The organism is Ruegeria sp. CG8 (assembly GCF_056537165.1).
Genome location: NZ_JBQFRA010000004.1, coordinates 161,273 through 173,650, shown reverse-complemented (window position 1 = coordinate 173,650; position 12,378 = coordinate 161,273). Strand labels below are relative to the sequence as shown.

The window sequence follows — 12,378 nt, the reverse complement described above, 5'->3', positions numbered from 1 at the left end:
TGCATCACAGGGAGATACCAAAAATGAGTGCAGGGATCGGAGTTGATCTGGAAAACCTGTGGATCCGCTTCGGCGATTTTGTCGCTGTGCGAGATGCGAACGTGAACATCAACGGGGGCGATTTCTTTTCGTTCCTTGGGCCTTCGGGCTGCGGCAAGACCACGATCCTTCGGGCGGTGTCCGGGTTCCTGGAGCCCAGCGAAGGCAATGTCCTGATCGGCGGCAAGAACATGAAGGGCATCGGGCCGAACAAGCGTCCTACTGCTCTGATCTTTCAGAACCTCGCGCTGTTTCCGCTCATGAAGGTGTGGGAGAACATAACTTTTTCGATGGAGATCAAAGGGGCCAGTGCCGCCGAACGGCGCAAACGCGCGGACGAGCTGCTGGACATGATCGCCCTGCCTGATCAGGGTGACAAGCTGCCCAGCGAGTTGTCGGGCGGTCAGCGCCAACGAGTGGCCATCGCGCGCGCTCTATGCGCCGAGCCAGACGTGCTGCTGCTGGACGAACCGCTGTCGGCGCTGGATCTCAAGCTGCGCCAGCACATGCGCACCGAGCTGCGCGAAATCCAAAAGCGTGTGGGCATCACATTCATCTACATCACCCATGACCAGGGCGAGGCCCTGACCATGTCGGACAACATCGCCGTGATGCGCGCTGGCGTGATCGACCAGATCGCCGATGGCAAGACCATCTACAACGACCCGACAACCGCTTTTGCCGCCTCGTTCGTGGGCGAAAACAACGTCTTCCGCGGCAAGGTCAAAAGAGTGATGGGCGAAGAGGCCCTGATCTCGACCAACCGGTCCGGCGATCTGGTGGCGAGGATATCGACCGCCAATCAGGGCAAGTTGGCCGAAGGTGACGACGCCATGATGTTCATCCGTCCCGAGGCGTTCTCGATTGCACCCGAGGGGACGAGCGGCGATCACTTCGTCACGGCACGGGTGACCCACGAGGAATTCGAAGGCAACGTCTTCAACATCTTCACCGAAGGAGAGGGCGGCAAGGAGATTAAGGTCTCGATCCCGAACCACGGGCAGTCGTTCAAAGATCACACCGGGCAGAACATCACGCTGGAATACGAAACCCGCAACGCGGTCGTCGTTCCGGCGGGTGAGCTGGCTGCGGAATAAGGAGGCCCGACGATGCCTGGCTTCCTCAGGGACTTCTTCAACCGCAACGGTTTCGGCATGGGGCTCGCGATTCTGGGACTTGTCCTGTTCTGGACGATCGGCCTGATCATTCTGCCGCAGCTGTCGATGCTGGACTTTTCCTTCCGTCCCAACCTGCCGCCCCCGGAAATCGGCGGCCCCAAGGACGTGTACACGCTGGAGAACTACAAATACCTGATCTACGGCCCGGAAGGCGGTAGCCAGTCCTACAACGCCGTTGATCTGCGTGTGTTCTTCCGGACGTTGATCGCCGCGGTCTGCGTGACGATCTTCAACCTGATTATTTGCTATCCGATTGCCTATTATCTGGGTCAGTCCAAGGGCAATCACATCCGTATCTTCGCGATCATGCTGATCATCCCCTATTGGATCAACGAGATCCTGCGTGCCTTTGCGCTGCGCATCATCTTCGGAGAGACGGGTGTTTTGAACACGCTGTTCGTCGGATTGGGGATCTGGGACACGCCGTTCGATTTCATTCGCAACGACATCGCGCTCTATGCGGGCCTCGGCTACGCGTACATCCTGCTGATGATCTTCCCGATGTACAACGTCATCGAAAGCCTGGATGGAAACCAGATCGAAGCCGCGCGCGACTTGGGCGCTCCGTGGTGGCGGATCCACTGGAGGGTGGTCATCCCCTATGCCAAGCCCGGCATCAGTTCCGGCTGTACGATGGTGTTCATGCTGTCGGCCGGTGCGCTGGCCGCACCGCAAATCCTGGGTGGGCCGTCCAGTCTTTGGTTTACGCAACTGATCTATCAGCAGTTCAATGACAACAACGACTGGCCACAAGGCGCGGCCTACGCCATCGTTCTGCTGGTCACCTGTATCCTGTTCGTGTTGGCAATGATGCGCCTGTTCAAGGTGAACATGGGGGATATCGGGAAATGAACATGTCCTTCCTCCGTATCAGCATCTGGGTCTATCTGGCGATCTTCTTCGCCTACCTGCTGGGTCCCTTGGTGATCATGTCGATCACCGCCTTCAACTCGTCCGGTTTCCCGCGCATGAGCCCGTGGGAATGCCTGACCTTCCAGTGGTTCGGCGAGTTGTTTCAGGACCAACGCATCCTGAACGGCATCAAGAACTCGTTGATCATCGGCGCGGGAACCGTGGTTCTGTCGGTGGCGATGGGCTTGGCCGGAGCGCTGATGTTGACCCAGATCTGGCCCAAGCTGCGCGCCACCTACTACACGATCATCATCGCTCCGATCCTGATCCCGGGCGTTGTTCTGGGTATCTCGACGCTGGTCTTCTGGGACCGGATCAACCGGATGCTGGGGCTGGGCGCCGACAGCTTTTTGTCGAACGGTATTTTCCTGACCGTGATTGGCCAATCCACCTTCATCGCCAGCTATTGCATGTTGGTTCTAGTGGCCCGGCTGCAGCGATATGACCTGGCGCTGACCGAGGCGGCACTGGACCTTGGCGCAACGCATGCACAGGCGTTTCGCAAGATCCTGCTGCCGTTCATGCGCCCGGCGATTGCCTCGGCGGCGGTGCTGGCGTTTCTGGCCTCGTTCGAGAACTACAACACCACCACCTTCACGTTCGGCGAATACCCGACACTGACAATCGAACTGGCTCAAAAGGTGCGCTACGGCATTACACCCGCGATTTCGGCGCTGGCCTTTATCATCGTGGCGCTGACCGTGTTCTTCGCCCTGTTGAACGAAGCCAAGTTGAAGCGTCAGGAACTGGTCGCCGCCGCGCGCAAGGAAGCCACGGTCGAGGAGCTTGCGGGCAAGATCAAGTTGCCCAGCTTTTTCTCGGGGAACATGGCGGCCGTGCTGCTGGTCATGTTTGCCGTGGCAACGATCACTGTCGTCGGGACGGCCATGGCTTACAACCCGGCCCAGTGCATCGCGGACGTCAAGGAAGAAAAGCGTTTGGAAGCCGAGCAGCGCATTCAGGAATTGCGCAAGCAACGCGAGGAGCAGCGCAAGCAGCGCGAGGCCGAGCAAGGCGACGCGCAGCAATCCACGCCCAAACCGTCGAACAACAGCGGTTTTGGCAATGTGTTCGCTCCGAACACATTGGGTGGTCAGGACGACGAAAGCTCAGCCGAGCCTGACGATCAGCCTTCGGGCAACAGTGGGTTCGGCAATGTCTTCGATCCAAACAGTCTGAAGACCGACGAGTAGGAAGAAGCGCCTACCAGAGCACCACATCCGCCCGGTTCTGGTTCATTCCTGGCCGGGCGGATGGCGTTTCAGGATGGCGACTCCGCAGGCAGCGATGCTGTGGCCGTTCCAATCCACCGGTGTGGCGTTGTAGTTGATCAGGAAGTCATGGGTCGCGGTCTCGCGCCGCCGCAGGCCGGGCGGCATCTGGTGCAATGGCAGCCCGACTTTCTGCGCCGCCATCTCAACTATCCGGTCCCAAAGGCCTTCGTCCGGGAACCCGGCCAGGTACCAAAGCTGGTCACTGCCCTTGAGCGCCGGAGTCCCGTCTTCGAAGGTCAACTGATCGGGCGCGTGGCCGGTCAACCGCTCGACCCAGTGTTGCGCCGCTCCGCCGCCCTGAACCGGGCGGGTGATCTCGGGCGGTAGGGATTCCACCAGCGCCACGTCGCAGTCCAACGCCTGCAGGCCGGGGCGGCCTTGGGCCGGGATCTGGAAATCAGCCGTGATTGCTCCGGCGCGCGGGCCCAGAACCGTCAGTTTCGCGGCCGCCCGCAGGCGGTCGGCCAGCGCGTCGTCCAGCGTGGCCAGTCCGGGAGCGAGGATCAGATCATAGTCGGCGTCGTCCAAGCCCGAGGCCGGAACGACGTCGACCGACAGCCCGGCGCGGCGCAGGGCGCGATAGGCGGAAAACACCAGCCGGAAATAGTTGAAGCCCGCGCCCTGAGGCTGGGTCGCCCAGGCCCAGTCCGACGGGTAGTCGAACAGTATGGCCACCCGCGCCTGCACCGGTTCGACCGGTCCCAGCGTGGCCAGATCTTCGGCCGTCTGCTGCGCCTCGGCCAGACCGGGGGCGGGGTGGTTGTTCGGCGTCAGCAAGCCCGTGTGCATCTGTTCCTGCGCAAAAGGCGCCTGCCGCCAGCGGAAATAGCTGACCACCTCGGCCCCGTGGGCCACGGCCTCGAGCGACCAAAGCCGCACCATGCCCGGCAGGGGGGCCGGGTTGTAGGGCGCCCAGTTCACCGGTCCAGGCTGCTGTTCCATCACCCACCAGCGGCCGCGCCCGACGGCGCGGTACAGATCGTGGTGAAAGGCCTGCATGTCCGGGTCGCCCTGTTGCAGAAAGGCTGCCTTGTGTGCCGCGTCGGCCTCGAGCCGGTCGGACAGGAACCCGATCGGGTAGCTGTCCCAGGCGGCGATATCCAGATCGGCGCCCACCTCGAAATGGTCGAAATCCAGAATCCGGCCCATGTAGTTGTGCAGCAGCGGCGCGTCGGTCAGGGGCCGCAGCGCCTGAACCTGCGCCCGGTTGAAGGCCACCACCTGATCCGAGCTGAACCGGCGGAAGGCCAGCACATGCGCGGGGTTGGGTTCGGTCACGGTCAGGTTGGGCAGGTCGATCTGATCGAAATCACTGTATTCCATAGACCAGAACACATTGCCCCAGGCCGCGTTCAGCGCCTCGACCGAGCCATAGCGTTTGGCCAGCCAGCGGCGGAAGGCCTGCCGCGCAGGCTCGCTGTAGCTGACGGTGGTGTCGTGGCAACCATATTCATTGTCGATTTGCCAGGCGGCCACATGCGGGTTGTGGCCATAGCGTTCGCCCATGATCCGGGCGATGCGGACGCATTCCTCGATATACCCGGGATGGCTGAAACAATAGTGACGGCGCGAGCCGAACTTGCGCGGCTGCCCGTTTTCGTCCACCGCCAGCATGTCCGGGTGCCGGTCCAGCATCCAGCGCGGCGGCGTGGCGGTTGGGGTTCCAAGCACCACTTTCAGCCCGGCTGCACCAAGGGTCTCGATGGCCTGATCCAGCCAGTCGAATGTCAGCCGGCCCGGTTCCGGCTCCATCCGGCTCCATCCGAATTCGCCGATCCGGACCCAGCGCAGGCCGGCCTCGACCATGCGCGCGGCATCTTCGGCCCACATCGACTGGGGCCAATGTTCGGGGTAATAGCAAACGCCAAGTTCGGGGTTCATAGGATGACTCTGTGTTCCGCCTGACCTTGGCCCGCGTTTTCGGCGGCAAAGGTCATTCCGTTGGTGGGGTGCGATGCGATGGTGTCCGCATCCAGCCCTTCACGGGCCGAGGTGCAGAACAGCGTCGTCAGATCCGGCCCGCCGAAAGCGGGGCACGAGGTATGGGCCGCCGGGAAGTTCACCGCGCGCAGAAAGGTTCCGCCGGCGTCATAGACCGCGACCCGCGCCGCGCCCCATTGCGCGAGCCATAGGTTGCCCGCGGCATCGACGACCGCGCCATCGGGGTTCAGCCCCTCGGCGCGCAGGTCCAGAAACACCGCGCTGTCGCCCTCGGGCCAGCCGGTTTCCGGGTTCAGGCCCCAGCGCCGCACCTGCCCGGTGGCCGTGTCGCAAAAATAGGCGCAAGACCGGTCAGGCGCGAAACTGATCGCGTTCGAGATGGTCACGTCCGGCACCAGCTGCCGCAGCTCACCCCGCCAAAAACGATAGATCGCCCCCGCGCCCCGTTCCGCGCGCTTGCCCATTGTGCCGATCCAGAACCCGCCCCACGGATCAGCCCGCCCGTCATTCGAGCGGGTCACCGGGTTGTCGGCCTCGAGCGCGACGATGCGGTCCTTGTGACCGGTCTCAAGCCCGAACCGCCACAGGCCGGTTTCCGACGCGATCAGCAGCGTGTCGCGGTCGATCCAGCCTGCGGCCGAGACGTGCTCGGCAAAATCCCAGCTTTGCGGGCCACCCGCGTCGCGGGTCATCAGGCGCTTGTTGATGATGTCGAACCAGAACAGCTGTTGCCGTTCGGGGTGCCACAGCGGGCCTTCGCCCAACGCGCACGGGCGGTCGTCAAAGACCTGGCTCATCGCGCGGCCTCGTCAAAGGCGGCGACGATCTGGCGGGCGTTTTCGGCGATCTGGTCCACGGACATGCCGGGTTTGAACAGGGCCGAGCCGATGCCGAAACCGTCGGCCCCGGCCTTGAGCCAGTCGCCGAAATTCTCGGGCCCCGCGCCGCCCACGGCATAGACCTGCGTGCCCTTGGGCAGGATCGGGCGCATGGCCGCCAGCCCCACCGGTCCGGCCATCACCCCGGGAAACAGTTTCAACCCGGTGGCTTCGGCGCGCAGGGCGACGAAGGCTTCGGTCGGGGTATAGACCCCGGGCCAGCTTTGAAGGCTCAGATCCACCGTGCGCGCGATAACCTCGGCATCGCAATTTGGCGACACGATCAGCTTGCCGCCAACGGCGGCCACCTGTTCGACTTCGTCCACGGTCAGGACGGTTCCGGCCCCGACCAGCGCGCGGTCGCCGATCGAACGGGCCAGACGGCCGATGCTGTCCAGCGGGTCGGGCGAGTTCAGCGGAACCTCGATCCGGTCGATTCCGGCGTCCAAAATGGCTTGGCCGACGGCCTCGGCCTGTGCCGGTTCAAGCCCTCGCAGAATGGCGATGATGGGGCGGCTCATGCGGTTTGCCTCGTGAGGGTGCGGGCCTGCAGCAGACCGGCCAGCGTGGCTTGGGTCGCGTCGGCGGTTTCGACGAATGCGCCCTGTTGCTGCAGCGCGGTGGCATAGATGTTCGACAGGGCCTCGGTCCCGATGATGGCCAGTTGCTGACCCAGCCAATAGGGGCGGGTGGCGGCCAGTTCGGCACCGATCAGAGCGCCCGACAGGCGGGCGCGGGCGGTGGCCGGATCCTGGCCGTGCAGCAGGTCGGCCGCGCGCAGCCCGAACAGCCGCCCGGCCAGTTGCTCGGGCTTGGACAGCGTGTCCGCCACGGCCGTGGCAAAGGCGTCGTCGTCCCAGCCTTCGCCCACCGAGTGTTTCAGCACCGAGTGCTGGCCCAGCAGATCGAACAGTTCACCCGTCATGAAGGTGCGGAAACTGACGACCTCGCCGGCGCTGACCTGCACCCATTTGGTGTGGGTGCCGGGCAGGCAGATCACGCCATCCCAATGCGGGCGCGTGGACAGGTAGCCGGCGATCTGGGTTTCCTCGCCGCGCATCACGTCGGCGGGATCGCCCTGTTTCAGGCCGGGTACCACGAAGGCGCGGATGCGTGGATCGGTGCCGGGCACGCGCACCGGAACGGTCGAGATCGGCTTGGCCGGCACCGCCACATAGGGCGCCTCGACCCAGCCTTGCCGGGCACCGACCATGCCGCAGGCGATCACGTCGACGGGCGCCACGCCAAGCCAGCCCTGGACCAGCGTGAGCAGCGCGTCCTGGAACTGATCCCGGCCCAGCGTTGCCATGCCCCGGTCGCATTGGGCGTGGTCCAGCACCGTGTCGCCCTGCATCGCCCAGGTGCGCAGATGCGAGGTGCCCCAGTCTACTGCGATCCACTCGGTGTTCATGTCCTCACCCCGTTGTGACCACGCCGCCATCGACGACCATGCATTGCCCGGTCATGGCGCGGCTGGCAGTCGATGCCAGGAACAGCGTCGGCGCGATCATGTCGTCCGGGCTCAGATGTTCCTTCAGGCACTGTCGATCCATATGCGCGGCCAGATCCTCGGGCGTGGCCCACATGTCCAGTTGTTTCTGCGTCAGCACCCAGCCGGGCGCCAGCGCGTTGACGCGGATGTTCTTCGACCCCAGCTCGCGCGCGAGCGAGCGGGTCATGCCGGTGATTCCGGCGTTGGCCGTCGTATAGATCGGATAGCCCGCATTGCCCATCATGTAGCTGATCGAGCTGAAGTTGATGATCGACCCGCCGGTCTCGGCCATCTGGCGCGCGGCCTGCTGGCAGGCAAAGTAATAGGCCTTGAGGTTGACCTCGATCATCCAATCCCAGAACTCGGTCGTGGTTTCCTCGAGGCTGTGGCGCTTGTCGTTTGCGGCATTGTTGACCAGCACGTTCAGCGGACCGTGGGCCTCGGCAGCCTTGGTCATTGTTTCGTGCAGCAGCGCGGTGTCGGTCATGTCGCCCTGCAGGAACAAGGGCGCGCGGCCGTGTTTGGCGCGCATCTCTTCGACGAATGCGCTGGCGTCGGACCGGCCGATGAAGGCGACCTTTGCGCCCTGGGCCAGGAACCCGTCTGTCAGGGCCGCGCCCACGCCCGACCCGCCGCCGGTGATGAAGACGGACGCGCCGTCGAGGTCATGGAAGGTTGCTGGCTGGGTCATCAATGGCTCTCTCTGGTCACAAGGCGGGTGTCCTTGCCCACCAGGAAATCAAGGTCAGCGCCGCGGTCGGCCTGAAGGACATGGTCGATATACAGTTTGGCATAGCCGCGGGTGTAATGCGGGTCGTCGGGCTGCCAATCCGCGCGGCGGGCGGCCAGTTCCTGTTCGTCGACCAGCAGTTCCAGCTCGCCCTTGCTGGCCGAGACGCGGATGCGATCACCGGTTTTCACCAGCGCCAGAGGACCGCCCGCCTGCGCCTCGGGGCTGACATGCAGGATCACGGTGCCGAAGGCGGTGCCCGACATGCGTGCGTCGGAAATGCGGATCATGTCACGTACGCCCTGTTTCACCAGTTTGGCGGGGATCGGCATGTTGCCGACCTCCGGCATGCCCGGATAGCCCTTGGGCCCGCAGCCTTTGAGCACCAGTATGGTCTCGGGCGTCACAGGCAGGTCGTCGCGGTCGATATTGGCCTTCAGGTCCTCGATGCTGTCGAAGACATAGGCCTCACCTTCCGTCTCCAGCAGGCTGTCTGTGGCGGCCGAGGGTTTCACGATGGCCCCGTTCGGCGCCAGGTTGCCGCGCAGAACGCGCAGCCCGGCGGCCGGTTTCACCGGATCGTCAAAGGCGTGGATCACGTCACGGTTGAAGCATTCCGCGCCCTCATAGTGGGCCGAGATGTCCTTGTTCAGAACGGTGCGGGCCGGGCGCAGATGCGATTTCAGCTCGGACAGGACCACCGGCATCCCGCCGGCATAGCAGAAATCTTCCATCAGGTATTTGCCCGAGGGCATGCAGTTGACCAGCAGCGGAATGTCCGAGCCGATCTCGAAATCCTGCAGGGTCAGGTCCACGCCCACCCGGCCGGCCAGCGCCAGCAGGTGCACCACGGCGTTGGTGGACCCCCCCACCGCGGCATTGGCCAGAATGGCGTTCTCAAACGCCGCCTTGGTCAGGATGTCCGAGGGTTTGAGGTCCTCGTCCACCATTTCGACGATGCGTTTGCCGGTCATGTGCGCCAGCGCCATCCGGCGGGCATCGACGGCGGGCAGGGCGGCGTTTGTGGGCAGGCTCATGCCCATCGCCTCGACCAGCGACGCCATGGTCGAGGCCGTACCCATGGTCATGCACACGCCCTTGGACCGGCTCATGCCGGATTCGGCGTTCATGAAATCCTGCAAGGTCATCTCGCCGGCGCGCACGGCTTCCGAGAATTTCCAAACATCGGTGCCCGAGCCGATATCCTGACCGCGATACTTGCCGTTCAGCATCGGCCCCGAGCTGACCACGATGGTGGGCAGATCGACCGAGGCCGCGCCCATCAGCTGGCCGGGCGTGGTCTTGTCGCAGCCGCCCAGCAGCACCACGCCGTCGATGCCATAGGCGCGGATCGATTCCTCGACATCCATGGCCAGCAGGTTGCGGAACAGCATGGCGGTGGGCTTCATCTGGGTTTCGCCCAGCGACATCACCGGGAATTCGACCGGAAAGCCTCCGGCCTCCCACACGCCGCGCTTGACGCCTTCGGCGAGGTCGCGCAGGCCCGAGTTGCACGGCGTCAGTTCCGACCATGTGTTGCAGATGCCGATGATCGGGCGTCCGTCGAACGCATGATCGGGAAAGCCCTGGTTCTTCATCCACGACCGATGGATGAACCCGTCCTTGTCGAGCTTGCCGTACCAGTGCTGTGAGCGGCGTTTCTTCATGTCTTTGTTTCTTTTTCGTATTGGGTCGTGGTTTTCTTGTGTGTTTGCCGGATGATCAGGCCGCGCGGGCCGGACGGCACCAATCCGGCAGCCAGTCGGCATGGGCGGTCAGCAGGTCACTTACCAGGCTGCGGATCTGGCGCAGGTCCAGTTCGGCGGCGGTGTGCGGGTCCATCATGGCGGCGTGGTAGATGTGTTCGGGGTTTTCCTCGACCAGGGCGCGCACGGTCAGTTCCTGCACGTTGATCTGGCTGCGCATCAGGGCGACCAGCTGCGGCGGGATGCCGGCCACGACCGAGGGCTGCACGCCGTTGCTGTCGACCAGACAGGGCGTTTCGACCGCCGCGCCCAGCGGCAGCTGCGGGATCTGCCCGGTATTGGGCAGGTTGCCATAGGCGACATAGGGCGTGTCGGTGACGATCGCGTTCATCAGGTCGGCGGCGAATTCGTGGCTGCGGATCACTTCGATGTCGCGCCCGTCGGTCAGGGTCTTGGCCTGTTCCTTCCAGTTCGCGACCTGCTCTTCGCAGCGGGTGGGGTATTCGTCCAGCGGGATCTGGAACCGGTCGATCAGGTCCTGACGCCCATCCTTGATGAACCACGGGACATACTCGGCCAGGTGTTCCGAGCTTTCGGTGCAGAAATAGCCCAGGTGATCCATCACCTCGTACCGCACCTTGTTGGGGCAGCGCGGCATCAGCAGCGGCGCCTTGGGCAGCTGGCCCGCGTGATAGCCCCGGCGCAGCGCCGGATACAGGTCGCGGCCTTGATGTTCCAGCCGCAGGAAAAACGCCACATGGTTCACGCCGGCAACGCGATAGCGGATTTCATCCTTGGGCAGGTCCAGGTCATGGGCCAGCTCCTCGACCGTGTTCTGGACCGAGTGGCACAGACCCACATGTTTCAGTGCCGGGAACCGTTCTGCCAGCGCCCAAGTGTTGATGGCCATCGGGTTGACGTATTGCAGCAGCGTGGCATTCGGGCACAGCTGCGCCATGTCGCGGGCCACATCCCACAGGACGGGCACGGTGCGCAGGCCGCGCATGATGCCGCCCACGCCCAGCGTGTCGGCGATGGTCTGGCGCAGGCCATATTGCTTGGGGATCTCGAAATCGGTGACGGTGCAGGGTCTGTAGCCGCCGATCTGGAAGGCGGTGATGACGAAATCGGCCCCGTCCAGCGCCGCGCGGCGGTCGGTATGGGTGGACACGGTCGCGCCGGTCCCGACCGAGCGGATCATCGCGCGGGCCACGGTTTCGCTTTCGGCCAGACGCTCGGGGTCAATGTCCATCAGGGCAAAATGGCTGTCGGCCAGTGACGGGGTCAGCAGGGCATCGCCCACGATATTTTGCATGAAAATCGTGGAACCTGCACCGATGAAGGTGATCTTGGTCATGACTGTAAACCTTGACTAGGCGTTATTTTACGGCACCGAGGGTCAGACCCGCGATGAAGTGTTTCTGCATCAGAAAGAACATGGCCACCGGCGGCAGGGCCGCGACGATCGAGCCGGCACTCATCAAGTGATACGCTGCGCGGAACTGCGCGTTGAAGCTGGTGATGCCGGCGGTGACGGGTTGGCTCTCGGCCCCCTGGGTCAACACGACGGCCCAGAAATAGTCATTCCAGATGAAGGTGAAGATCAGCACGCTGAGCGCGGCGATTGCGGGCTTCATCAGCGGCAGGACGACATACCAGAAGATGCGCCATTCGCTGATGCCCTCGACCCGGGCGGCCTCGATCAACTCAAAGGGCAGGGCGCGGATGAAGTTGCGCATGAACAGGGTGCAGAACCCCGTCTGGAACGCAATGTGGAACAGTACCAGCCCGGTTTTCGTATTGTAGAGCCCCAAGTCCAGCGTCAGGTCGCGCACCGGCACCATCAGGATCTGGAAGGGTACGAAGTTGCCGGCCACGAACATGAAGAAAATCCACAGGTTCGACTTGAACTTGTAAATCCCCAGCGCGAACCCGGTCATGCAGCTGAGCGCCACCGCGCCGATCACCGTGGGAACCGTGATCAGGAACGAGTTCAGCAGATAGCGCGGCATGTCCGAGTTGAAGAAGACCTGGCCATAGTTCCTGGCGCCTTCAAAGCTGGAGGGCAGGCCCCAGTAGTTGGCGTTGGTGAAATCCGCCTCGGGCTTGATGGAAAACAGGGCCACCGCCAGCAGAGGGCCGAGCCACAGCAGAAGGGCGACCGGCAGCATTGCCTGATAGGAAATCTGCGCCGCGCGGGGTTGTTTTTCGATCGGTTTGGGAAACAT

At 63.6% G+C, this 12,378-nt stretch carries 11 protein-coding genes; 3 read left to right on the top strand and 8 right to left on the bottom strand.

Annotation, left to right across the window (positions count from 1 at the left end; translation table 11 throughout):
- The first annotated feature begins 23 nt into the window (after positions 1-23).
- The 3 genes from ACR0EF_RS13875 to ACR0EF_RS13865 are packed head-to-tail and all read left to right on the top strand — an operon-like array spanning position 24 to position 3,322.
- Positions 24-1,136 (top strand): ABC transporter ATP-binding protein, encoded by a 1,113-nt coding sequence (locus tag ACR0EF_RS13875; RefSeq protein WP_093963159.1) that lies wholly within the window; start codon positions 24-26, stop codon positions 1,134-1,136.
- Positions 1,137-1,148: 12 nt separating this feature from the next.
- Positions 1,149-2,069: an ABC transporter permease gene (locus tag ACR0EF_RS13870; RefSeq protein WP_170341829.1), complete on the top strand. Its 921-nt coding sequence runs from the start codon at positions 1,149-1,151 to the stop codon at positions 2,067-2,069.
- Complete coding sequence (locus ACR0EF_RS13865) at positions 2,066-3,322, top strand: ABC transporter permease (RefSeq protein WP_170365990.1); 1,257 nt, start codon at positions 2,066-2,068, stop codon at positions 3,320-3,322. The genes ACR0EF_RS13870 and ACR0EF_RS13865 overlap by 4 nt, the downstream gene beginning before the upstream one ends.
- Positions 3,323-3,364: 42 nt before the next feature.
- On the opposite strand, the gene ACR0EF_RS13860 is transcribed toward ACR0EF_RS13865, so the two are convergent.
- The 8 genes from ACR0EF_RS13860 to ACR0EF_RS13825 are packed head-to-tail and all read right to left on the bottom strand — an operon-like array spanning position 3,365 to position 12,378.
- Complete coding sequence (locus tag ACR0EF_RS13860; protein ID WP_170371974.1) at positions 3,365-5,284, bottom strand: beta-galactosidase; 1,920 nt, start codon at positions 5,282-5,284, stop codon at positions 3,365-3,367.
- Positions 5,281-6,141, bottom strand: coding sequence for an SMP-30/gluconolactonase/LRE family protein (locus tag ACR0EF_RS13855; RefSeq protein ID WP_170367395.1), 861 nt, complete (start codon positions 6,139-6,141; stop codon positions 5,281-5,283). The genes ACR0EF_RS13860 and ACR0EF_RS13855 overlap by 4 nt, the downstream gene beginning before the upstream one ends.
- A complete protein-coding gene (locus tag ACR0EF_RS13850; protein ID WP_170372744.1) occupies positions 6,138-6,743 on the bottom strand; it encodes a 2-dehydro-3-deoxy-6-phosphogalactonate aldolase in 606 nt (201 codons plus the stop codon). Before ACR0EF_RS13850 ends, ACR0EF_RS13855 begins: the two co-directional genes overlap by 4 nt.
- Positions 6,740-7,633, bottom strand: coding sequence for a 2-dehydro-3-deoxygalactonokinase (locus ACR0EF_RS13845; protein ID WP_170372746.1), 894 nt, complete (start codon positions 7,631-7,633; stop codon positions 6,740-6,742). Before ACR0EF_RS13845 ends, ACR0EF_RS13850 begins: the two co-directional genes overlap by 4 nt.
- Positions 7,634-7,637: 4 nt before the next feature.
- The gene (locus ACR0EF_RS13840; protein WP_170341250.1) at positions 7,638-8,405 is read right to left on the bottom strand and encodes an SDR family NAD(P)-dependent oxidoreductase; all 768 of its coding nucleotides are present in this window, start codon (positions 8,403-8,405) and stop codon (positions 7,638-7,640) included.
- Positions 8,405-10,111 (bottom strand): IlvD/Edd family dehydratase, encoded by a 1,707-nt coding sequence (locus tag ACR0EF_RS13835; protein ID WP_170341254.1) that lies wholly within the window; start codon positions 10,109-10,111, stop codon positions 8,405-8,407. The genes ACR0EF_RS13840 and ACR0EF_RS13835 overlap by 1 nt, the downstream gene beginning before the upstream one ends.
- A 55-nt stretch (positions 10,112-10,166) precedes the next feature.
- On the bottom strand, positions 10,167-11,507 hold the full coding sequence (gene melA / locus ACR0EF_RS13830; protein WP_170372748.1) for an alpha-glucosidase/alpha-galactosidase: 1,341 nt from the start codon (positions 11,505-11,507) through the stop codon (positions 10,167-10,169).
- A 22-nt stretch (positions 11,508-11,529) separates the two neighbouring features.
- The gene (locus ACR0EF_RS13825; protein WP_093963150.1) at positions 11,530-12,378 is read right to left on the bottom strand and encodes a carbohydrate ABC transporter permease; all 849 of its coding nucleotides are present in this window, start codon (positions 12,376-12,378) and stop codon (positions 11,530-11,532) included.